Below are 21,156 nucleotides of genomic sequence, written 5' to 3' on the forward strand. Positions count from 1 at the left end.
ATGCAGAAAGTTGTTCTCGCGACCGGCAACGCCGGTAAAGTGCGCGAGCTGGCCTCGCTATTAAATGATTTTGGTCTGGACGTGGTCGCCCAGACCGATCTTGGCGTGGATTCCGCCGAAGAGACGGGGCTGACGTTTATCGAAAACGCGATCATTAAAGCGCGCCACGCTGCGCAGGTAACTGGCCTCCCCGCGATTGCCGACGACTCCGGCCTGGCCGTAGACGCCCTCGGCGGCGCGCCGGGGATCTACTCTGCCCGCTATTCCGGCGTTGACGCTACCGACCAGCAGAATCTGGAAAAGCTGCTTGTCGCCCTGAAAGACGTCCCGGACGAACAGCGCACCGCGCAGTTCCACTGCGTGCTGGTCTATCTGCGTCACGCGGAAGACCCGACGCCGATCGTCTGCCACGGCAGCTGGCCGGGCGTGATTACCCGTGAAGCGGCTGGCAACGGCGGCTTTGGTTACGACCCGATTTTCTTTGTCCCCTCCGAGGGCAAAACCGCTGCGGAACTGACCCGCGAAGAAAAAAGCGCGATATCCCACCGCGGACGCGCGCTGAAACTGTTACTGGAAGCACTGCGTAATGGCTAATTTGCCACCTCTGAGTCTTTATATTCACATCCCGTGGTGCGTGCAAAAATGCCCGTACTGTGATTTCAACTCGCACGCGCTGAAGGGCGAAGTGCCGCACGATGACTACGTTGCGCATCTGCTGGCCGACCTGGATGCCGATGTACCTTACGCACAGGGACGTGAAGTTAAGACCATTTTCATTGGTGGCGGTACGCCGAGCCTGCTGTCAGGCCCGGCGATGCAAACGCTGCTGGACGGCGTGCGTGCGCGCCTGAACCTGGCAGCGGATGCTGAAATTACGATGGAAGCCAACCCCGGCACCGTTGAGGCCGACCGTTTTGTCGACTATCAGCGCGCGGGCGTGAACCGCATCTCCATCGGCGTGCAGAGCTTTAGCGAGCCGAAGCTGAAGCGCCTGGGGCGTATTCACGGCCCGGAAGAGGCGAAGCGCGCGGCAAACCTGGCGACCGGCCTGGGCCTGCGCAGCTTTAACCTGGATCTGATGCACGGCCTGCCGGATCAGTCTCTGGAAGAGGCGCTGGACGATTTGCGCCAGGCCATTGCGCTGAATCCCCCTCATCTGTCGTGGTACCAACTCACCATCGAGCCCAACACCCTGTTTGGCTCGCGTCCGCCGGTGCTGCCGGATGACGACGCGCTGTGGGATATCTTCGAGCAGGGTCACCAGCTGTTAACCGCGGCGGGCTATCAGCAGTACGAAACGTCGGCATATGCAAAGCCGGGCTATCAGTGTCAGCACAACCTGAACTACTGGCGCTTTGGCGACTATCTGGGCATTGGCTGCGGCGCGCACGGCAAGGTGACCTTCCCGGACGGGCGTATTCTGCGTACTGCCAAAACCCGCCACCCTCGCGGGTATATGGAAGGCCGCTACCTGGAGCGTCAGCACGACGTCGAGGCGGCGGATAAGCCGTTTGAGTTCTTTATGAACCGCTTCCGTCTGCTGGAAGCCGCGCCGCGCGCTGAGTTTGCGCTGTACACCGGGCTGCCGGAGTCGGTGATTCGCCCGCAGATCGACGAAGCGCTGGCGCAGGGGTATCTCACGGAATGTGCGGAATACTGGCAGATCACCGAGCACGGCAAACTGTTCCTCAATTCCATTCTTGAGCTGTTCCTCGCCGAAGAAGCTGAAGGCTGATTCAGGATTTTGCATCCCGTTCTGCCGGCTGAGGGAAAGGCTGGCAGAGTGTGGAGATGATCGACCTGAAGAAACAGTCGATCATCATGGGTAAAGGATGTTAAAAAGTGTTCACCATGTCTCCGAACACCTGTCTACCATGTCCCCGGACCGTACACCCTAAAAGGGAGAGGGTTAGGGTTAGGGGACCTTACTTCAGCGTCCCCACCAGCGCCTTCCGGCTATCTTCCAGCGACACCACGCGCTTACACACGTCTTTGCCGAACTGCTGGAAATCATCTTCCTGGTTTTTCCACTCGTTCTGAATGGAAGTTTGCAGGCCGCCCAGACTGCCCAGCACGCCCTGCAGCGGGTTACCGCCGCCTTTCAGCACCGCTTTGGCGCCCATCTCGTTGATGCTGTCCTGCAGGATGCCGCCCATCGCCTGGTTCACCAGCTGCTGCCCGTCGGCACGGACCTGATCAATCGCCTTGTAGTGGAACGTCAGGCCGTCGGAGCGCGTCTCGATAATCCGGTTCATCTGTTCTTTAAGCTGCTTGTCCAGCTTCGTCAGGCGGGTGCGCATGTTACTGCTCTCACCCACCTCTTTGGTGATGATCTTATCCAGCGCCACGCGGCTCTTTTCGACGCGCGTCAGGGCACCTTCATTAATCCACGGCAGCGCGGTACGCAATTCGGACTGGTAGTCTTTCGCCTGCTCGCGCTGTGCGGCAGTCAGGTTGTACTGCTTGCCGTTATAGGTGACGTTCCCTTCTGGCGTAATCACCAGATTGCCGTTCTCGCCTTTGACCTGCACGGTTTGCGGGCTTAACACCACGTCATCACGCGGGGTGACGCTACATTGATAATCCGCATGGGCGGTGAATACGGTTGCCATCAAAGCAACGGCCAGCAACGTTTTGCGCATCTTAAACACTCCCTCAGACAAAACGGGCCAGCTAATGCTGGCCCTTGACTGCTTAATTAGTCCCACCAAACGTCGAAAAGTTCGCTGACGCGGACATCTTCGAGCTTGTGGTCTTCAAGCCATTTACGGACCAGGGCCTGATGTTCTTCGGTGCATTTACCCACTTCCTGGGTGCAGATCAGACCTTCCCAGGCCAGATAGCCGCTACCGTCGAAGGCCAGTTTGTTTGGCTCGATCACCTCGTTGATGAACGCATCCACGTCCTGATCGATCTGCTCAACGCTGGTGCCTTCCGGGAAACGCCACGCAACGGAGAAGCCCACTTCCTGGAATTCTTCGATGTGCATCTTTTTACGCAGACGACGGCTACGATTCTTTGCCATTATTTCACCCTCTCGAACATTAAGTCCCATACACCGTGACCAAGACGATGGCCACGCTGTTCAAATTTCGTTACCGGACGCGATTCCGGACGCGGTACATAGTCGTTGCTCGCAGACTGGTTTTTATAACCGTCGAGCGACGACATCACTTCCAGCATATGTTCCGCATACGGTTCCCAGTCGGTCGCCATATGGAAGACACCGCCCAGCTTCAGCTTGCTTTTAACCAGCTCGGCAAACGGCGCCTGAACGATACGGCGTTTATTATGACGCGCTTTATGCCACGGGTCAGGGAAAAAGAGCTGAACCATGGTTAAAGAATTGTCAGGAATCATTTTGTGCAGCACTTCCACCGCGTCGTGACACATCACGCGCAGGTTCTCAACGCCCTCTTCATGGGCCGTTGCCAGACATGCGCCCACGCCCGGGGAGTGGACTTCGATACCGAGGAAGTTCTGCTCCGGGCGCGCTTTCGCCATGGTCACCAGCGAGGCGCCCATACCGAAGCCAATTTCCAGCGTGATCGGCGCGTCGCGACCAAACAGCTCGCTGAAATCCAGAGGCTGCTCGCTGAACTCAACGCCCATCACCGGCCAGTAGTTGTCCAGCGCGTGTTGCTGACCTTTTGTCAGGCGGCCCTGACGACGGACAAAGCTGCGAATACGGCGCAGCGGGCGACCGTTTTCATCAAATTCCGGTGAAATGACGTCGTTTTTCATAAAAGAGTTGTCTGCTTGTGAGAATGTTCGGGAAACGGGCATTATCCAAAGTTAAGGCTTCTATGCAAGCATGGGAAAGATCCGGTTTACAGCAGATTGACGCTGTGCTGCAATCTGCGTCCCTGATTATGCGAATCGATGACCATGCAAGCCTCTCAATTTTCAGCCCAGGTGCTGGACTGGTACGACAAATACGGGCGTAAAACCCTGCCCTGGCAAATTGAAAAAACGCCTTACAAAGTATGGCTCTCCGAGGTGATGTTGCAACAAACGCAGGTCGCCACGGTAATCCCTTACTTCGAGCGTTTTATGGCGCGCTTCCCGACGGTCACCGATCTGGCGAACGCCCCGCTTGACGAGGTGCTGCACCTGTGGACCGGGCTTGGCTATTACGCCCGCGCGCGCAACTTGCACAAGGCCGCACAGCAGGTCGCGACGCGCCACAACGGTAAATTCCCGGAAACTTTCGACGAGGTGGCGGACTTACCCGGCGTCGGGCGTTCGACCGCAGGCGCTATTCTCTCCCTGTCTTTAGGCAAGCATTTCCCGATCCTCGACGGCAACGTGAAGCGCGTGCTGGCACGCTGCTATGCCGTTGACGGCTGGCCGGGGAAGAAGGATGTTGAAAAACGCCTTTGGGAAATCAGTGAAGCGGTTACCCCAGCCAACGGCGTCGAGCGTTTCAACCAGGCGATGATGGATCTCGGTGCCATGGTCTGCACGCGCTCAAAACCCAAATGCGAACTCTGCCCGGTAAATAACCTCTGCGTGGCGTATGCCAACCATTCCTGGGCGCAGTATCCGGGCAAGAAACCCAAACAGACGCTGCCGGAGCGCACCGGCTATATGCTGCTGATGCAGCACGGCGATGAGGTCTTCCTCGCCCAGCGTCCGCCGAGCGGTCTGTGGGGTGGTCTATACTGCTTCCCACAGTTTGAAGATGAAGACTTGCTGCGTGAATGGCTTAAACAGCGCGGGATTGCTGCCGATAACCTGACGCAGCTGACCGCGTTTCGCCACACCTTCAGCCATTTCCATCTGGATATCGTGCCGATGTGGCTTCCCGTGTCCTCCGTCGCCTCGTGCATGGATGAAGGCACCGCTCTCTGGTATAACTTAGCGCAACCGCCATCAGTCGGACTGGCGGCTCCCGTGGAGCGCCTGTTACAGCAATTACGTGCCGGTGCAATGGTTTAGCATCGACAAGAAAAAGAGGAATGAGTATGGCCAGAACGATTTTTTGTACTTTCCTGCAGCGTGACGCTGAGGGCCAGGATTTCCAGCTTTACCCGGGCGAGCTGGGTAAACGCATCTACAACGAAATCTCCAAAGAGGCCTGGGGACAGTGGCAGAAAAAGCAGACCATGCTGATCAACGAGAAGAAACTCAGCATGATGAACCCGGAACACCGCAAGCTGCTGGAGCAGGAGATGGTGAGCTTCCTGTTCGAAGGTAAAGACGTGCACATCGAAGGCTATACGCCACCGGAAAAATAACATCGAGCGGCTGTTGCCCGGCGGCGCTTCGCTTGCACGGGCCTACGGTTTTGTAGGCCGGGTAAGCGCAGCGCCACCCGGCGAAAGCAACGACTAAGCAAACACAACACGCACTCCCGGAATGATGAAAAAACTTTTAGCGCTAGCCCTTGTTGCGCCGTTGCTTGTCTCGTGTTCGTCAAAAAAAGGCGATGATTACAACGAAGCCTGGATCAAGGACACCAACGGTTTTGACATTTTGATGGGGCAGTTTGCCCACAACATCGAGAACATATGGGGATTTAACGAAGTTCTTATTGCCGGACCTAAGGACTACGTTAAGTACACCGACGCCTATCTGACCCGTAGCCACATCAACTTTGATGAGGGGACGATCACGATTGAGACCATTGCCGGCACAGACCCTGCCGCTCGGCTCCGTCAGGCAATCATCAAAACCCTGCTGATGGGTGACGATCCGGGCTCAATCGATCTCTACTCCGATGCCGACGACATCACGATATCCAAAGAGCCGTTCCTGTACGGTCAGGTCGTCGATCAGACCGGCCAGCCGATCCGCTGGGAAGGTCGCGCCACGAAATTTGCCGACTACCTGCTGCAAACGCGCCTGAAGAGCCGCTCTAACGGTCTGAAGATCATCTATAGCGTCACCATCAACCTTGTCCCGAACCACCTCGACAAGCGTGCGCATAAGTATCTGGGCATGGTGCGTCAGGCCTCGCGTAAGTACGGCGTGGATGAGTCGCTGATCCTGGCGATTATGCAGACCGAATCCTCGTTTAACCCGTATGCGGTAAGCCGTTCCGACGCCCTGGGGCTGATGCAGGTGGTGCAGCACAGCGCCGGTAAAGACGTGTTCCGCGCGCAGGGCAAATCCGGCACGCCGAGCCGCAGCTATCTGTTCGACCCGCAGAGCAACATTGATACCGGCACGGCCTATCTGGCGATGCTGAACAATGTCTACCTCGGCGGCATCGACAACCCGACGTCGCGTCGCTATGCGGTGATCACCGCCTATAACGGCGGCGCGGGCAGCGTGCTGCGCGTCTTCTCAAATGACAAAGTGCAGGCCGCAAACATCATCAACAGCATGGCGCCGGGGGATGTCTACGCCACCCTGACCACCCGCCACCCGTCCGCGGAATCCCGTCGTTATCTGTATAAGGTGAATACGGCGCAGAAGAACTACCGTCGCCGGTGATCCGCACACCTTCTCCTGCAAGGAGAAGGTGTTCTGCTTCCCCCCACCCATACGAAAATGTTATTTGCATCACAATCCAAACTGCAAATTAATGTGGATTGCATTTTTTTGCGGGAGGTAACAAAACATATCGTTGCCAACTGATAGAATTGCATCAAATAACAACCCTGAATGTTTCTATAACAACATATCTCCCGCTCACTTGTGAGGAAAGTAACATGAACCTTAAGCTGCAGCTTAAAATATTGTCGTTTCTGCAGTTCTGCCTGTGGGGTAGCTGGCTGACTACACTCGGCTCCTATATGTTTGTGACGCTCAAGTTCGATGGTGCGTCAATCGGTGCCGTCTACAGCTCGCTCGGTATTGCGGCTGTCTTCATGCCAACGCTGCTGGGGATCGTGGCGGATAAATGGTTAAGCGCCAAATGGCTGTACATGCTTTGCCACCTGGTGGGCGCGGGGACGCTGTTTATGGCAGCCCAGGTGACCACGCCGGGGGCGATGTTCATGGTGATTCTGCTCAACTCGCTGGCCTATATGCCAACGCTTGGGCTGATCAACACCATCTCCTACTACCGCCTGAAGTCCGCGGATATGGATATCGTGACCGATTTCCCGCCAATCCGTATCTGGGGCACCATCGGCTTTATCATGGCGATGTGGGGCGTGAGCTTCGCGGGCTTCGAACTGAGCCATATGCAGCTCTATATCGGTGCGGCGCTCTCCGTATTGCTGGCGATCTTCACCCTGACGCTGCCAACCATTCCGGTGTCTAACCAGCAGAAAAACCAGAGCTGGAGCACCATGCTCGGCCTGGATGCCTTCGCGCTGTTCAAAAACAAACGCATGGCGATCTTTTTCATCTTCTCCATGCTGCTGGGCGCGGAGCTGCAGATCACCAACATGTTCGGCAACACCTTCCTGCACAGCTTCGATAACAACCCGCTGTTCTCCGGCAGCTTTATCGTTGAGCATGCGTCGGTGATGATGTCCATCTCTCAGATCTCTGAGACGCTGTTCATCCTGACCATCCCGTTCTTCCTGAGCCGCTACGGCATCAAGAACGTCATGCTGATCAGTATCGCGGCGTGGATGCTGCGCTTCGGTCTGTTCGCCTACGGCGACCCAAGCCCGTTCGGCACCGTGCTGCTGGTGCTGTCGATGATTGTTTACGGCTGCGCCTTCGACTTCTTCAACATCTCCGGCTCGGTGTTTGTGGAAAAAGAGGTTAAACCTGAAATCCGCGCCAGCGCGCAGGGTATGTTCCTGATGATGACCAACGGCTTCGGCTGTATTCTGGGCGGCGTGGTGAGCGGTAAAGTGGTTGAGATGTACACCACCAACGGCATCACCAACTGGCAGCCGGTGTGGCTGATCTTCGCGGCGTACTCGCTGGTGCTGTTCTTCGCGTTCATCGCACTGTTCAAGTACAAGCACGTGCGTGAGCCGCACGGTGCGCAGCCGATCGCGCATTGATTGTTGTGCCCGGTGGCGCTGCGCTTACCGGGCCTACAAAACCAGACCGTAGGCCGGGTAAGGCGAAGCCGCCACCCGGCTATTTTATTGCAGAAAGCATCCCCCCCACCGACAATAAATCCGCGCTGCCGCCCGGGCTCAGGTTCCGTTCAATCAGTGCGTTATCCATTCTGATCAACGCCTCGCGGTCCCAGCCGTTATCCAGCAGTTCCCGCGCGTAGCCCTGAACGTAGCGCAGCCCTTCCATGCCGCCGCGCGACACGAGATTACTGTCCTGATTGACGGCCATCAGGCGCAACAGCAGGCCGTGAAGCGACTGTCCGTTCCACGAATCCAAAGCCTTACGCACCGTCGCAAAGCCGCTCTCCGCCTCACCGCGCGCGCCGGTTAAGCCGTACTGCTTAAACTGCCGCTCGCCCGCCGTCGCCTGTCCGCTGCGTGCGGCCAGCTCCCGCGACACCAGCCCGCGGCATATGTTACTCACCTCACAGCAGAGGCTCTCTGCGGAGACATTTTTCACTCGCCCGGCGGCGAAGCACAGTAAACCCAGGGCAAAAATCCCGCCCTTGTGGGTGTTCACTCCGTTCGTCGCGGCATACATCGCCTGCTCGCAGGCCAGCCCCATCGGGCGGAGAAGGCGTAGCTGTTCCCCAGCCGGTTTATCCGCATGCGCGCTGCCCAGCTCGGCAAAGCGCGAAAACCACGGCGTAATCGCCGCAATGCTGCGGACAAACAGCGCGTGGTCCATATCGCGATGGGAACCGTTGTTGAGCCTGTCCACCAGCCCCGGCTTGGGCGTCAGCTCCAGCTCCTGCCACAGCGCCGCTTCGGCAAGCGCGGGCACGTCAGCCGGGCGCGGTTTAGTCGCGAGCAAACCAGTCATCGATCGTCTTCTCCACGCGGGAAACCACCTGCTCAACGGGATGATTGCGCGAGCGGGAGCAAGCGTGCGCGGGCTCGTCGCAGATCAGGCAGCGTCTGAGATTGCTCCCCAGCGACTGTCGCCCGACGTGGCCGTGCTGCGGGCAGATCACATCCAGATCCCACAGCCTGCCGAGCGGGTGCGTCTGCTCCAGCTCCGCGCAGTGCGCTTTGATTTCCACCGCAGGATGGGCCACGCACCACAGGGCTTCCGGCCCGGTCGGGAGCCACAGCACCTGACGGTCCAGCACCTGCCAGCGGTTTTCCCACAGCAGCTGGTCGCACATCTGCAGCGCCACGCCCATGGTATTGCGGTAGCGCAGGCTGTCCTTGATTTCCCCCGGCGTGACCAGCGTGAGGGAGATCACCGGTTCTTGATAGTGCTCAAGCATGTCAGCCTGGCGCGCTGCGCGGCGCTCTTTCGCCGCCAGCAGTTCGTCAAGGCTGACACCCGCCCGCACGGGTGTCGCTAAAGTCATACGTCCTCCTTCACCTGTCGCACGGTGTCGATCACGCTGCCGTCGCGGTAGCGGATCACCCCGACGATTTTGTCGGTGAACTCAATCGGTTTCGGGACGCCGGTCAGGGAGATCGCTCGCTCGTACAGCGCGTTGATATCCACAACCTTCAGCCCGGCTTCCATGAGTCGTTCGCGGATCTCCGGGCGCGCCGGGTTGACCGCGATGCCGTGATCGGTGACCAGCACGTCGATGCTCTCCCCCGGCGTGAGGCGCGTGGTGACCCCCTTCACGACAGTCGGAATGCGGCTGCGCAGCAGAGGGGCAACGACGATGGTCAGGTTCGCCGCGGCGGCCACGTCGCAGTGCCCGCCGGACGCGCCGCGCATCACGCCGTCGGATCCGGTGATGACGTTGACGTTGAACTCGACGTCGATCTCCAGGGCGCTGAGGATCACCACGTCGAGCTGGTCGCAGCTTGCCGCCTTGCTGCCGGGGTTGGCGTAGACGTTGGTGGAGATCTCCACGTGGTTCGGGTTACGCGCCAGCGAGGCCGCCGCCTGACCGTCAAAGCACTGGGTATCGAGCAGCTTTTCGATGAGCCCCTTCTCGTGCAGATCCACCAGGCTGCCGGTGATGCCGCCGAGCGCAAAGCGCGCCTTCACGCCGCTGCGCTCCATCTTCTCTTCCATAAAGCGGGTGCAGGCCGTGGCCGCCGCGCCGGAGCCGGTCTGCATCGAGAAGCCCGGTTTGAAGTAGCCGGAATGCTCGATCACGTCCGCCGCATAGCGGGCAATCATCAGCTCGCGCGGGTTGCTGGTGACGCGCGCCGCGCCGACGCTGATTTTCGCCGGGTCGCCCACGCTCTCCACCTGCACGATGTAGTCCACCTGGTCCTGCACCAGGCTGGCGGGCATATTGGGGAACGGCACCAGGGCTTCGGTCAGCAGCACTACCTTGCGGGCAAAGTGGGCGTCCACCATGGCGTAGCCCAGCGAGCCGCAGCACGATTTTCCGTGCGTCCCGTTGGCGTTGCCAAACTCATCGCTGCACGGCACGCCGAGAAACGCCACGTCGATATTCAGCTCGCCGTCCTGGAGCAGCTTCACGCGCCCGCCGTGGGAGTGAATTTGCACCGGCTCGTCCATCAGCCCGTGGGAGATGGCGTCTGCCAGCCTGCCGCGCATGCCGGAGGTGTAAATCCGGGTGATGACGCCGCTTTCGATATGCTCGATCAGGGCGTCGTTACAGGTCATCAGCGAGCTGGAGGCCAGCGTCAGGTTTTTGAAGCCCATCCGCGCCAGCAGCGCCACGACGGTGTTAATCACCCGGTCGCCTTCGCGAAACGCATGGTGGAAGGAGATGGTCATCCCGTCCTGCAGGCCGCAGCGTTTAACCGCCTCTTCAATGGAGGCACACAGCTTGCGGCTGTGCTTCGCATCGCTGTCCGCCAGCCACGGCGTGGCGCTGTGGGCGGTATCAAAGGGTTTTAAGTCCCGCAGATGGGGAAAATTCACGTGAAGAAGTTCTGTCTGATTCATCATCTCATCCTTACCGACGCACGCCGGAGGCCACCGCGCGCTCCAGCACCACCTGCGCGTGGTTAATAATCGGTGCATCCACCATTTTGCCGTTGAGCGACACCACGCCCAGGCCGTTACGCTCGCCCTCTTCTGCCGCCTCAATCACCCTTCTGGCGTGATCCACCTCTTCCTGCGTCGGGGCGTAGGCGTTGTGCAGCAGGTCAATCTGGCGCGGGTTAATCAGTGATTTGCCGTTGAAGCCCATCTTGCGGATCAGATCGACCTCGCGCAGGAACCCGGCCTCGTCGTTAACGTCTGACCACACCACGTCGAAGGCGTCGATACCCGCCGCGCGGGCGGCGTGCAGCACGGCGCAGCGGGCGTAGAACAGCTCGGTGCCGTCGCCGCGCTCGGTCTGCATATCCATCACGTAGTCAAAGGCGGCCAGCGCAATGCCGATGAGGCGCGGAGAGCTGCGGGCAATCGCCACGGCGTTGATGACGCCAATGGCCGACTCAATCGCCGCCATTACGCGGGTGGAGCCGACCTCGCGGCCGCATGCCTGCTCGATACGCTCGAGGTGGCCTTCCAGCTCGTAAATATCGTCCGGGGTGTCGGTTTTCGGCAGGCGTATCACGTCCACGCCGGCCCGCACGGCGGCTTCCAGATCCAGCAGACCAAACGGCGTGCTCAGCGGGTTAATGCGCACCACGGTTTCGATATCCTGATACATCGGGTGCTGCAGCGCGTGGAACACCAGCATGCGCGCCGTATCCTTCTCGCGCAGGGCAACGGCGTCCTCAAGGTCAAACATGATAGAGTCGGGACGGTAGATAAAGGCGGTAGAGAGCATGGCGGCGTTAGCGCCTGGCAGGAACAGCATGCTGCGGCGGAGTTTGCTCATTTCAGCGCCCCCCAGTTGATGGCCTGGTCATCGGCGGCACGCAGCAGCGCGCTTTGCAGGCGGGCGCGGATCACACAGTCCAGCGCCCCTTTGTCTTCAATAATGATTAATCCCTGGTGCACGTTCATGGCGCGCAATGTGTCGTTGACCACCTGGCGAATCTGCTCGCCAAACTGCTTAATCACTTCGCTGTGGATGACGATCTCCAGCTCGCCGTGAGCGGGAGCAATTTTCACCATCAGGTCGCTGGACTCCTGCGTTCCGGCCAGCGCCTCCCTTACAATTTTCATGATAAATTCCTGGTAGTTAAGCGACTTCGGCACTCGCACGGTAATGCGTTTCGAGGTGCGCGAAGGTGGAGTCCGGGACAATCTCCCGGATCCGGGAAAACTGCTGTGTCTTCAGTAATCGGCGCACTTCGGACGCCGATATGGCGTTACCGGTGGCCTTGATGCGCGGCATTTCCACCACCTCAATATGCGAGGCCAGCAGGTCGTGCAGCGTCTGGTTGTACTGGCGGGTGATGTCGCAGAACGGCTCCGAGCCGATGAAGCGGTGCGTGATGCCGAGCGCCGGGGCGATGAAGTCCCGGAAGATCAGCACGTCGATCTCGCTCCACGCCTGCTGCACCTTGCCGGTCTCCTTCAGGAAGTAGGCCGGAAAGGTGGCGCGAGAGATGATGTACTGCGAGCCTTCATGCACCACCACGTTCGGCAGATGCGCCACGCCCGCGCGCACCATCTCCAGACGCGCGCTGAACGGGAAGAACGATGCGTCTTCACGCACCACGAACAGATGCAGGGCATCGCACCGCTGCGCCGCCTGCTCCACCAGATGGCGGTGGCCGAGGGTGAACGGATTGGCGTTCATCACGATGGCGCCAATCTTCTCCCCGCACTTGCGCTTCGCGCTCAGGGAACGGCAGTAGCGCGCGATCCCCTGCGGCGTGTTCTCCATCAGCACGGCGTTGTTCCCGCTCTGGGCAATCGGCCAGAAGCCGCTGCGGGCAAAGCGCTCCCGGTTGCACGGCCGGGTGCAGAGGAAGAGGTGAAAATGGCCGCGCTCCAGCGCCGCATTTTGCACCTCCGCCAGCAGCCGCGCGCTGAGGTTCTCGCCGCGAAGCTGCTCGTTGACCGCCACGCACTTGACGACGTTGGCGGCAAGCCCTGCGCAACCCACCAGCTGCGAGCCGGACCAGGCTTCGACGAACAGCGTGATGTCGTTGTCCAGGCCAAGGCCGCTGTCTGCCAGCAGGTAACGGATCTGACTTAAGCGTTCCGGATGTTTCGCCACCAGCGTGTGGCGAAAATCGATGGGTTGCGAGTGCATGCTGCCGCCTTACTTAATGTGCTGCCGCGAGCCCGACGGCTGGCGCTTCCACGATCACGTTGCTGAGATGACCGATATGCTCGATCTCCACCTCAATGCGATCCCCCTCTTTCATAAACAGCGGCGGATTGCGCTTTTTACCCACCCCACCTGGGGATCCGGTGATGATCACATCGCCAGGACTTAAGCGGGTGAAGGTGCTGATGTATTCGATCAGCTCCGCCACCTTGTGGATCATGCTGCTGGTGTTGTCTTCCTGCACCATGCGGCCGTTCAGCCAGGTGCGGATTGCCAGTTGGTGCGGATCCGGGATCTCGTCCGCCGTCGCCATCCACGGGCCAAACGCGCCGGTTTTGCGCCAGTTTTTACCGGCGGTAAACCAGGTGTGCTGCCAGTCGCGGGCGGAGCCGTCCATGTAGCAGCTGTAGCCCGCCACGTGGCGCAGGGCGTCGTCGCGGCTGATGTTCTCCCCGCCTTTACCGATGATCACCGCCAGCTCGCCTTCGTAGTCGAATTCGCTGGAGTGGCGCGGCTTCAGCACCGGCTCGTTGTGGCCGGTCTGTGAGTCGGGGAAGCGAACAAACAGCGTCGGGGCCGGGTTGTGCTGGTCAAACTCCTTGCGCTTGTCGGCGTAGTTCATGCCCACGCAGAGGATTTTTTCCGGCTGCTCAATCACCGGTAAGAAGGTGATGGCGCTCATCGGCACGTCCACGGCATCGTTCAGGTAGCGGGTGGCCTGCGCCAGCCCGTTGCCCTGCAGCAGCGCCTTAAGGTCGCTGTAGCGGTCGCCAAGACGGCGACCTAAATCAATCACGCCGTCGGCCTGGACGATGCCGTAGCTGCGTTTTCCCTGGTATAAAAAGCTTGCGAGTTTCATTGTTCTTTCCTGAAAACTTAAACGAGGAAGTTGCCCAGAATCAGCAGAGAGATGGAGACGTTAATCGCCCCGCCGATACGGGTAGCAATCTGGGCGAACGGCATCAGGCTCATGCGGTTGCCTGCGGTCAGGATCGCCACGTCGCCGGTACCGCCCTGGCCGCTCTGGCAGCAGGAGACGATGGCGACATCAATCGGGTGCATGCCAATCTTTTTGCCGACGAAGAACCCGGTCGCCACGAGCGCGGAGACGGTGCTGATAATCACCAGCAGGTTGGTCAGCGTGAAGGCGGCCACCAGTTCATGCCACGGGGTGATGGCCACGCCAACGGCAAAGAGAATCGGGTAGGTCACGGAGGTCTGGAAGAATTTGTACACCACCTGAGAGCCTTCCAGCAGGCGCGGAGAGGCGCCGTTGCATAGCTTCACCAGCACCGCCATAAACAGCATGCCGACCGGTGCAGGCAGGCCAATCAGCTTGTGGCCGAGCATGCCCAGCATGTAGAGCAGCACCGCCAGCAGCGCGCCGGAGGCGATGGTAGTGACGTCCGCTTTGCCGGAGAACGCGGGCTGAGAAACGGTGGCATCGGCATTGGCGCGGTTAGGCATCAGCTGGCCTTCACCGGTCAGGTGTGGATAACGCTTGCCCAGCTGGTTCAGGCAGCCGGAGATGATGATGGCGGTCAGACCGCCGAGCATGACCATCGGCAGCACGCGACCGAGCGCCACGCCCTGATCCATGTGCAGCAGGGTGGCATAGCCGATGGAAAGCGGGATTGCCCCTTCCCCGACGCCACCCGCCATGATCGGCAGGATGATAAAGAAGAAGATCTGGAATGGCTCAAGACCCAGCGCCAGGCCGACGCCCATCCCCACCAGCATGCCGACGATTTCGCCGCACAGCATCGGGAAGAAGATGCGCAGGAAGCCCTGAATCAGCACCGTGCGGTTCATGCTCATGATGCTGCCGACAATAATGCAGCAGATGTAGAGGTAGAGAATGTTGGTGGATTTGTAGAACTTGGTCGTAGACTCGACCACCACGTCCGGCAGCAGGCCGTAATAGACCAGCGCGGAAGGGATAAAGGTGGCGCAAATCGCCGCCGCACCGAGCTTGCCGACAATCGGCAGGCGTTTGCCAAACTCGCCGCAGGCAAAGCCGAAGAAGGCCAGCGTCGCCACCATCACCACGATATCGCTCGGCAGTTTTCCGCCCAGGCAATCAATCGCGATCAGTGCCCCCGCCAGAACGAACAGCGGCAGAGGAATAATCCCGATTTTCCAGGTATCCATAATATGCCACCAGCGCTCTTTGAGCGAAGGCCGCTGAATTTCAATCGGGTCGTGGGTAACAGAGAAAGAATCGTCAGTTGTGCTCATAATAAGCCCCTTGGTTATTTTGTGCGTTCAGCTTAGAGTCACAAAGGCTTACTTTATGTGAGGAATGGCATATTAAAAGCGAAGTTTTAATGGCAGCTATGGTTTTAATGGTTTCTTTTATTTAATGTGATTTACGCCTTATTTATGGCCGTGGTTTTTATGGTTTCTTTTCTGAATTGAACAAACAAATAACATTTATTCGTGCAGCCAGAGGCCACCCGTCTTTGGGATAACGCTTTTACAACGCCCGCTGTGCAAGGGATCACAAGTTTTCGGCAAAGCGGGCGTCCGCGCGAAAAAAGATGATATATTGGCGTTCTTTGTCGCTACCTTGCGTGAGAGTTATGAAAGTCTCTTTCCAGATAAAGCTGTTTATTTCGCTGGTTGCCTTTTTCTCAGTGCTTTTTGCGTTACTGGGCGGATATTATTATGCCGATGTCGGGAAACAGCTTTATCAGGAAATGAGCACGCGCGCCAAAATACAGGCTGAAGAGATTGCGCTTATTCCAACATTGCGACATGAAGTTGAACAAAAGAATATCATCGCCATCCATGATTTTATGCAGAAGATTTCTGCGCACAGTGACGCCAGCTTTATTGTGATTGGTGATAATAAGGGCCAGCATCTTTTTCACTCCGTCTTCGCCGACAGAGTGGGCACCACGCTGGTAGGCGGTGACAACGAAGCCGTATTGCAGGGTAAAAGCACCACCACCATCCGCAAAGGCGGGTTGGGTATTTCGCTGCGCAGTAAGGCCCCCATCTTCAACGCTGCCGGACAGGTGGTCGGCATTGTTTCGGTCGGCTATCTCACCAGCTACCTGGACACCATTACCGTCAGTAAAGTGGTCAATATCCTGATTGCCGCGGTGCTGCTGCTGATTGCTCTCTTTATCTTCTCCTGGTTCTTTACCCGCAGTATTAAAAAGCAGATCTTCTCCCTCGAGCCGCGCGAGATCGGCCTGCTGGTGCGCCAGCAGAAGGCGTTGATGGAGTCTATTTATGAAGGCGTAATTGCCATTGACGATCAAAGGCGGATTGAAGTCATCAACCAGGCGGCGCGCAAGCTGCTGGGGCTGAGCCAGCCGGCCCGTGAGCTTCGCGGGCAGCTGATAAGCCAGGTGATCGATCCGGTCCCGTTCTTCGACACGCAGACGATGCTGGCGAAAGATACCCATGATGAGATTTGCCGTTTTAACGATCTCACGGTGATTGCCAGCCGGGTCCACATCATGCTTGAGGGATCGCTGCAGGGCTGGGTGATCACCTTCCGCGATCGCAACGAGATCGACTCGCTAAGCGCCCAGCTCAGCCAGGTCAAACGCTACGTCGATAACCTTCGCATCATGCGTCATGAGCAGTTAAACCGGATGACCACCCTCTCTGGCCTGCTGCATATGGGCCGCTATGAAGAGGCGATTGGCTACATTCAGGCGCAGTCGGAGCATGCTCAGGAGCTGCTGGACTTTATCTCTTCGCGCTTCAGCTCCCCGACCCTGTGCGGCCTGCTGCTGGGGAAAGCCGCCCGCGCGCGGGAGAAAGGGGTCGAGCTGAGTTTCGACCCGGCCTGTCGGCTGGACAAGCCGTTCCTGCCGTTGGGGGAACAAGAGCTGATTTCGATTATTGGCAACCTGCTGGATAACGCTATCGAAGCGACGCAGCGGTCGCCGCTTCCCCACGCGCCGGTGGAGGTGCTGATAAAGCTCAGCGAACAGGAGCTGATCATTGAAGTGGCCGACCAGGGCGTTGGCATCAAGCCGGAGATCCGTGAGCGGATCTTTGAACGCGGCATCACCACCAAAACGCGCGGCGATCATGGGATTGGTCTGTATCTGATCGAAAGCTATGTCACACAGGCTGGCGGCGCGATAGAAGTTGCCGATAATATCCCGCGCGGCGCCATTTTCTCCCTGTTTATCCCGGCCACGGGAACCGCCCGGCAACTGGAAGACACCGACTATGCAACATGAACTTATCGACGTACTGATTGTTGAAGACGAGAACGAGCTGGCGCAACTGCACGCGGAGCTGATAAGCAAGCATCCGCGTCTGAGGCTGGTGGGCATTGCCTCGTCGCTGGCTGCGGCCCAGGCAGAGCTTGCAAGCAAACAGCCGCAGCTGGTGCTGCTGGATAACTATCTGCCGGACGGCAAAGGGATCTCGCTGATCAATAACCCCATGCTGGCCCGCGCCAACTGCTCGGTCATTTTTATTACTGCCGCCAGCGATATGGACACCTGCAGCCAGGCGATCCGCAACGGCGCGTTCGACTACATCCTCAAACCCGTCTCCTGGAAGCGGCTCAGCCAGTCGCTGGAGCGGTTTGTGCAGTTTGCCGAACAGCAGCGCGTCTGGAAGATTGTCGACCAGCAGAACGTCGATTCGCTGTATCAGCTTCAGGCGAAAAACTACCGCCAGGACAACGGCAGCAAGGGCATTGAGGAAAATACCCTGGCGCGGGTGCAGTCGCTGTTTAACGACAAGGCAACGCACTGCTTTACCGTGGATGAAGTGGTGAGCGAGACGGGACTGAGTAAAACCACCACCCGTCGCTATCTGGAGCACTGCGTAGAGACCGGGTTTCTCAGCGTGGAGATGCTGTACGGCAAGATTGGGCATCCAAGGAGGATGTACCGCCGCGCAGAAGCCTGAAGCTATATTGTAGGCCCGGTAAGCTTGCGCCACCGGGCAAATCGCCGGGTGGCGCTAACGCTTACCCGGCCTACGTTCGGGGGAGAGTTTACTTCAACACATATCCATACAGCCGCTTAATCCCGTCGGCATCCTTCTCGCTGTAAACGCCCTGCAGCTCCGGCGAGAAGCCCGGCAGCAGGTTGATGCCCTCCTCCAGCGCCAGGAAGTAACGCTGTACCGCCCCGCCCCAGACTTCACCCGGCACCACGCACAGCACGCCCGGCGGATAGGGCAGCGCCCCTTCGGCAGCAATCCGCCCTTCGGCATCCCGTATGCGAACCAGCTCTACATTCCCGCGAATATACGCCTGATTGGCATCCTGCGGGTTCATCAGCACCTCAGGCAGGCTCTCCTTGCGGAACATCGCCTTCTGCAAATCCTTCACGTCGAAGCTGACGTAGAGATCGTGCATCTCCTGACACAGCTGGCGAAGGGTATAATCCCGGTAGCGCACCGGGTATTTCTGGAAGATCGTCGGCAGCACGTCGGCCAGCGGGGTGTCGTCTTCAATATGCTGTTCAAACTGCCCCAGCATTGCCACCAGCTGAGCCAGCTTGTCGCTGCTTTCGGCAGGCGTCAGCAGGAACAGGATCGAGTTAAGGTCGCATTTTTCCGGCACGATGCCGTTTTCACGCAGGTAGTGCGCCAGAATCGTCGCCGGGATCCCGAAATCAGTGTACTCCCCGGTTTCGGCATCAATGCCCGGCGTGGTCAGCAGCAGCTTGCACGGGTCAACAAAGTACTGCTCGCTTGCATAGCCCTCAAATCCGTGCCATTTGGCCCCCGGCTCGAAGCTGAAGAAGCGCAGCTCGCTGGCAATGGCGGGCGTCGGATGATCCTGCCACGGCCGCCCCGCCACCACCGGTGGGATAAACGGCTTGATCATATGGCAGTTGGCGATGATGGCCTTGCGCGCCTCAATGCCCAGCTCCACACACTCGGCCCACAGCCTGCGCCCGCTTTCCCCTTCGTGGATTTTCGCATTGACATCCAGCGCCGCGAACAGCGGGTAAAACGGGCTGGTGGAGGCATGCAGCATAAAGGCGTTGTTCAGCCGCTTGTGCGGGCAGAAACGCACCTGACCGCGGATGTGGTTATCCTTTTTATGGATCTGCGAGGTTTGCGAGAGCCCGGCCTGCTGTTTGTGCACCGACTGGGTCACGAAAATGCCCGGATCGTTCTCGTTCAGTTCCAGCAACAGCGGGGACGTTTCCGCCATCATCGGAATAAACTGCTCGTAGCCTACCCAGGCGGAGTCAAAGAGAATGTAGTCGCACAGATGGCCGATCTTGTCGATCACCTGACGGGCGTTGTAGATCGTCCCGTCATAGGTGCCAAGCTGAATGATCGCCAGGCGGAAGGGACGCGGCTCGTCGGCTTTCTCCGGCGCCGCCTCGCGGATCAGGTCCCGCAGATACGCGTCGTCAAAGCAATGCTCGTCAATCCCGCCAATAAAGCCAAACGGGTTACGTGCGGCCTCAAGGTAAACCGGCGTGGCGCCCGCCTGGATCAGCGCCCCGTGGTGGTTAGATTTATGGTTGTTGCGGTCGAACAGCACCAGATCGCCACGGGTGAGCAGCGCGTTGGTCACTACCTTGTTGGCCGCCGACGTGCCGTTCAGCACGAAGTAGGTTTTATCCGCGTTGAAGACTTTAGCCGCAAACTTTTGCGCATGCTTGGCAGACCCTTCGTGGATCAGCAGATCGCCCAGCTTCACGTCGGCATTGCACATGTCGGCGCGGAACACGTTCTCACCGAAGAAATCATAGAACTGCCGCCCTGCCGGATGCTTTTTGAAAAACGCGCCGTGCTGGTGGCCCGGACAGGCGAAAGTGCTGTTGCCCATCTCCACATACTGACTCAGGGTGTCGAAAAACGGCGGCAGCAGGTTCTCTTCGTAACGGCTGGCAGCAGTCTCCAGTTCCAGAAACTCCTGAGCTTTACCCGAGATGACCGCGGTGGCGCCGTCGGGCACCTCCGTCGGCTCCTGAGAGAAAATAAACACCGGTAAATGAAAGCCCGTGCGTTTCAGCAAGGCAAGGATGCCGCTGCGACTCTCTGTCGTCGTCATGACGACGGCTGCCACATCGGTGAAATCCGTGCTGTCCAGCGTCACCTTTTCGCGGTGCGTAGACACCGTTGAGAGCAGCTCGCGGCTGACGGCGATTTTCATGGTTTTCATAAGCGCAATTACCCTCACCGAACGGTGAGACAGGGAGGAGAAAATTCGCGCAATAATGTCACCTTTTATTTTGAGGTGCAAGAAGGAATCAGTATGCACTTATATCACCCAAAGCTAAGGCCCTCGCAGCGCTGACGTGCCATAATAATGCAATATCAATGATTAAATAACAGGAGTTAAGCGTGGTTATCGGGCCATTTATCAACGCAGGAGCCGTATTGCTGGGCGGCGTACTCGGCGCAGTGCTGAGCCAGCGGCTGCCGGAGCGTATCCGCTCATCCATGCCCTCGATATTCGGTCTGGCCTCGTTAGGGATCGGTATTCTGCTAGTGGTCAAATGCGCCAACCTGCCGGTGATGGTGTTGGCCACCCTGCTCGGCGCGCTGATTGGCGAGTTTTGCTATCTGGAAAAAGGCATCAATAATGCGGTAGGCAAAGCCAAAAACCTGATAGCCCGACCGGGCAAGGCGAAGCACGGCACGCACGAGACGTTTATTCAGAACTACGTCGCCATCATTATTCTGTTTTGCGCCAGCGGCACCGGGATTTTCGGTTCGATGCAGGAAGGGATGACGGGCGACCCGAGCATTTTGATTGCAAAAGCGTTTCTGGATTTCTTCACCGCCACTATTTTTGCCACCACGCTCGGCATTGCCGTCGCGGCGATTTGCGTGCCGATGCTGCTTATCCAGCTGGCACTGGCTACCTGCGCCACGTTAATTCTCCCGCTCACTACGCCGGCGATGATGGCAGACTTTACCGCCGTCGGCGGCCTGCTGCTGCTGGCAACAGGGCTGCGCATCTGTGGGATCAAGATGTTTGCCGTGGTGAACATGCTGCCCGCGCTGCTGCTCGCCATGCCGCTCTCCGCGCTCTGGACGCACTTTTTCGCTTAAGGATGCGGCGAAATGGTGAGAGATTGCGCAGTCCGTAACGAAAACAACATTTTTCGTTGACGACACCGGGCAGATCG

Annotated in this window: 21 protein-coding genes; 9 read left to right on the forward strand and 12 right to left on the reverse strand. The window is 58.6% G+C overall.

The window, feature by feature from the left end; translation table 11 throughout:
* Both ACEPLT_RS18775 and hemW read left to right on the forward strand, forming a co-directional pair.
* The gene (locus tag ACEPLT_RS18775) at positions 1–594 is read left to right on the forward strand and encodes an XTP/dITP diphosphatase (protein ID WP_023294524.1); all 594 of its coding nucleotides are present in this window, start codon (positions 1–3) and stop codon (positions 592–594) included.
* Positions 587–1,735 (forward strand): radical SAM family heme chaperone HemW, encoded by a 1,149-nt coding sequence (hemW, locus tag ACEPLT_RS18780; protein ID WP_232927429.1) that lies wholly within the window; start codon positions 587–589, stop codon positions 1,733–1,735. The genes ACEPLT_RS18775 and hemW overlap by 8 nt, the downstream gene beginning before the upstream one ends.
* 190 nt (positions 1,736–1,925) lie before the next feature.
* Here the strand turns inward: hemW and ACEPLT_RS18785 are convergent, their stop codons facing one another.
* From ACEPLT_RS18785 to trmB, 3 genes are read right to left on the reverse strand one after another with little or no spacing between them, the layout of a single operon-like run.
* Positions 1,926–2,642: a YggN family protein gene (locus ACEPLT_RS18785; RefSeq protein ID WP_045407162.1), complete on the reverse strand. Its 717-nt coding sequence runs from the start codon at positions 2,640–2,642 to the stop codon at positions 1,926–1,928.
* A 56-nt stretch (positions 2,643–2,698) separates the two neighbouring features.
* A complete protein-coding gene (locus tag ACEPLT_RS18790; protein ID WP_003862421.1) occupies positions 2,699–3,025 on the reverse strand; it encodes a YggL family protein in 327 nt (108 codons plus the stop codon).
* Positions 3,025–3,744 carry a tRNA (guanosine(46)-N7)-methyltransferase TrmB gene (gene trmB / locus ACEPLT_RS18795; protein WP_045909936.1) on the reverse strand — a complete coding sequence of 240 codons (720 nt, stop codon included), beginning with the start codon at positions 3,742–3,744 and terminating at the stop codon, positions 3,025–3,027. Before trmB ends, ACEPLT_RS18790 begins: the two co-directional genes overlap by 1 nt.
* A 144-nt stretch (positions 3,745–3,888) precedes the next feature.
* Between trmB and mutY the strand changes: the two genes are divergently transcribed.
* From mutY to ACEPLT_RS18815, 4 genes are all read left to right on the forward strand, one after another.
* Positions 3,889–4,941 (forward strand): A/G-specific adenine glycosylase, encoded by a 1,053-nt coding sequence (gene mutY, locus ACEPLT_RS18800; RefSeq protein ID WP_169809165.1) that lies wholly within the window; start codon positions 3,889–3,891, stop codon positions 4,939–4,941.
* 26 nt (positions 4,942–4,967) lie between these two features.
* A complete protein-coding gene (locus ACEPLT_RS18805) occupies positions 4,968–5,240 on the forward strand; it encodes an oxidative damage protection protein (protein WP_008499765.1) in 273 nt (90 codons plus the stop codon).
* A 124-nt stretch (positions 5,241–5,364) separates the two neighbouring features.
* The gene (mltC, locus tag ACEPLT_RS18810) at positions 5,365–6,441 is read left to right on the forward strand and encodes a membrane-bound lytic murein transglycosylase MltC (protein ID WP_021242082.1); all 1,077 of its coding nucleotides are present in this window, start codon (positions 5,365–5,367) and stop codon (positions 6,439–6,441) included.
* 218 nt (positions 6,442–6,659) lie between these two features.
* Complete coding sequence (locus tag ACEPLT_RS18815) at positions 6,660–7,916, forward strand: nucleoside permease (RefSeq protein WP_008499767.1); 1,257 nt, start codon at positions 6,660–6,662, stop codon at positions 7,914–7,916.
* Between the two features lie 79 nt (positions 7,917–7,995).
* On the opposite strand, the gene citG is transcribed toward ACEPLT_RS18815, so the two are convergent.
* The 8 genes from citG to ACEPLT_RS18855 are packed head-to-tail and all read right to left on the reverse strand — an operon-like array spanning position 7,996 to position 15,307.
* Positions 7,996–8,799, reverse strand: a complete 804-nt coding sequence (gene citG / locus ACEPLT_RS18820) for a triphosphoribosyl-dephospho-CoA synthase CitG (RefSeq protein WP_032653334.1) — start codon at positions 8,797–8,799, stop codon at positions 7,996–7,998.
* Positions 8,777–9,316 (reverse strand): citrate lyase holo-[acyl-carrier protein] synthase, encoded by a 540-nt coding sequence (gene citX / locus ACEPLT_RS18825; protein WP_032653337.1) that lies wholly within the window; start codon positions 9,314–9,316, stop codon positions 8,777–8,779. Before citX ends, citG begins: the two co-directional genes overlap by 23 nt.
* Positions 9,313–10,836 (reverse strand): citrate lyase subunit alpha, encoded by a 1,524-nt coding sequence (gene citF / locus ACEPLT_RS18830; RefSeq protein WP_032653340.1) that lies wholly within the window; start codon positions 10,834–10,836, stop codon positions 9,313–9,315. The genes citX and citF overlap by 4 nt, the downstream gene beginning before the upstream one ends.
* A 10-nt stretch (positions 10,837–10,846) precedes the next feature.
* Positions 10,847–11,722: a citrate (pro-3S)-lyase subunit beta gene (citE, locus tag ACEPLT_RS18835; protein ID WP_032653343.1), complete on the reverse strand. Its 876-nt coding sequence runs from the start codon at positions 11,720–11,722 to the stop codon at positions 10,847–10,849.
* The gene (citD, locus tag ACEPLT_RS18840) at positions 11,719–12,012 is read right to left on the reverse strand and encodes a citrate lyase acyl carrier protein (RefSeq protein WP_032653346.1); all 294 of its coding nucleotides are present in this window, start codon (positions 12,010–12,012) and stop codon (positions 11,719–11,721) included. Before citD ends, citE begins: the two co-directional genes overlap by 4 nt.
* Positions 12,013–12,028: 16 nt before the next feature.
* Positions 12,029–13,051: a [citrate (pro-3S)-lyase] ligase gene (gene citC / locus ACEPLT_RS18845; RefSeq protein WP_248213948.1), complete on the reverse strand. Its 1,023-nt coding sequence runs from the start codon at positions 13,049–13,051 to the stop codon at positions 12,029–12,031.
* A gap of 13 nt (positions 13,052–13,064) precedes the next feature.
* Positions 13,065–13,928 (reverse strand): fumarylacetoacetate hydrolase family protein, encoded by an 864-nt coding sequence (locus ACEPLT_RS18850; protein ID WP_021242089.1) that lies wholly within the window; start codon positions 13,926–13,928, stop codon positions 13,065–13,067.
* 17 nt (positions 13,929–13,945) lie between these two features.
* Positions 13,946–15,307: a 2-hydroxycarboxylate transporter family protein gene (locus ACEPLT_RS18855; protein WP_021242090.1), complete on the reverse strand. Its 1,362-nt coding sequence runs from the start codon at positions 15,305–15,307 to the stop codon at positions 13,946–13,948.
* A gap of 344 nt (positions 15,308–15,651) precedes the next feature.
* Between ACEPLT_RS18855 and ACEPLT_RS18860 the strand changes: the two genes are divergently transcribed.
* Both ACEPLT_RS18860 and ACEPLT_RS18865 read left to right on the forward strand, forming a co-directional pair.
* Complete coding sequence (locus ACEPLT_RS18860; protein WP_163341446.1) at positions 15,652–17,277, forward strand: ATP-binding protein; 1,626 nt, start codon at positions 15,652–15,654, stop codon at positions 17,275–17,277.
* The gene (locus ACEPLT_RS18865) at positions 17,267–17,959 is read left to right on the forward strand and encodes a response regulator (protein WP_008499779.1); all 693 of its coding nucleotides are present in this window, start codon (positions 17,267–17,269) and stop codon (positions 17,957–17,959) included. Before ACEPLT_RS18860 ends, ACEPLT_RS18865 begins: the two co-directional genes overlap by 11 nt.
* 88 nt (positions 17,960–18,047) lie before the next feature.
* Here ACEPLT_RS18865 and ACEPLT_RS18870 read toward each other — a convergent pair whose 3' ends face one another.
* A complete protein-coding gene (locus ACEPLT_RS18870; protein ID WP_232927432.1) occupies positions 18,048–20,183 on the reverse strand; it encodes an ornithine decarboxylase in 2,136 nt (711 codons plus the stop codon).
* 182 nt (positions 20,184–20,365) lie between these two features.
* On the opposite strand from ACEPLT_RS18870, the gene ACEPLT_RS18875 reads away from it, so the two are divergent.
* The gene (locus ACEPLT_RS18875; protein ID WP_008499781.1) at positions 20,366–21,079 is read left to right on the forward strand and encodes a DUF554 domain-containing protein; all 714 of its coding nucleotides are present in this window, start codon (positions 20,366–20,368) and stop codon (positions 21,077–21,079) included.
* Positions 21,080–21,156: the final 77 nt, after the last annotated feature.

The sequence above is a fragment of the Enterobacter sp. fkY84-1 genome (assembly GCF_052974705.1).

Excerpts from the sequence above, each read along its gene's own strand:
- ACEPLT_RS18775 (WP_023294524.1), top strand. The coding sequence starts at position 1 with ATGCAGAAAGTTGTTCTCGCGACCGGCAACGCCGGTAAAGTGCGCGAG.
- hemW (WP_232927429.1), top strand. The coding sequence starts at position 587 with ATGGCTAATTTGCCACCTCTGAGTCTTTATATTCACATCCCGTGGTGC.
- ACEPLT_RS18785 (WP_045407162.1), bottom strand. The coding sequence starts at position 2,642 with ATGCGCAAAACGTTGCTGGCCGTTGCTTTGATGGCAACCGTATTCACC.
- ACEPLT_RS18790 (WP_003862421.1), bottom strand. The coding sequence starts at position 3,025 with ATGGCAAAGAATCGTAGCCGTCGTCTGCGTAAAAAGATGCACATCGAA.
- trmB (WP_045909936.1), bottom strand. The coding sequence starts at position 3,744 with ATGAAAAACGACGTCATTTCACCGGAATTTGATGAAAACGGTCGCCCG.
- mutY (WP_169809165.1), top strand. The coding sequence starts at position 3,889 with ATGCAAGCCTCTCAATTTTCAGCCCAGGTGCTGGACTGGTACGACAAA.
- ACEPLT_RS18805 (WP_008499765.1), top strand. The coding sequence starts at position 4,968 with ATGGCCAGAACGATTTTTTGTACTTTCCTGCAGCGTGACGCTGAGGGC.
- mltC (WP_021242082.1), top strand. The coding sequence starts at position 5,365 with ATGAAAAAACTTTTAGCGCTAGCCCTTGTTGCGCCGTTGCTTGTCTCG.
- ACEPLT_RS18815 (WP_008499767.1), top strand. The coding sequence starts at position 6,660 with ATGAACCTTAAGCTGCAGCTTAAAATATTGTCGTTTCTGCAGTTCTGC.
- citG (WP_032653334.1), bottom strand. The coding sequence starts at position 8,799 with ATGACTGGTTTGCTCGCGACTAAACCGCGCCCGGCTGACGTGCCCGCG.
- citX (WP_032653337.1), bottom strand. The coding sequence starts at position 9,316 with ATGACTTTAGCGACACCCGTGCGGGCGGGTGTCAGCCTTGACGAACTG.
- citF (WP_032653340.1), bottom strand. The coding sequence starts at position 10,836 with ATGAATCAGACAGAACTTCTTCACGTGAATTTTCCCCATCTGCGGGAC.
- citE (WP_032653343.1), bottom strand. The coding sequence starts at position 11,722 with ATGAGCAAACTCCGCCGCAGCATGCTGTTCCTGCCAGGCGCTAACGCC.
- citD (WP_032653346.1), bottom strand. The coding sequence starts at position 12,012 with ATGAAAATTGTAAGGGAGGCGCTGGCCGGAACGCAGGAGTCCAGCGAC.
- citC (WP_248213948.1), bottom strand. The coding sequence starts at position 13,051 with ATGCACTCGCAACCCATCGATTTTCGCCACACGCTGGTGGCGAAACAT.
- ACEPLT_RS18850 (WP_021242089.1), bottom strand. The coding sequence starts at position 13,928 with ATGAAACTCGCAAGCTTTTTATACCAGGGAAAACGCAGCTACGGCATC.
- ACEPLT_RS18855 (WP_021242090.1), bottom strand. The coding sequence starts at position 15,307 with ATGAGCACAACTGACGATTCTTTCTCTGTTACCCACGACCCGATTGAA.
- ACEPLT_RS18860 (WP_163341446.1), top strand. The coding sequence starts at position 15,652 with ATGAAAGTCTCTTTCCAGATAAAGCTGTTTATTTCGCTGGTTGCCTTT.
- ACEPLT_RS18865 (WP_008499779.1), top strand. The coding sequence starts at position 17,267 with ATGCAACATGAACTTATCGACGTACTGATTGTTGAAGACGAGAACGAG.
- ACEPLT_RS18870 (WP_232927432.1), bottom strand. The coding sequence starts at position 20,183 with ATGAAAACCATGAAAATCGCCGTCAGCCGCGAGCTGCTCTCAACGGTG.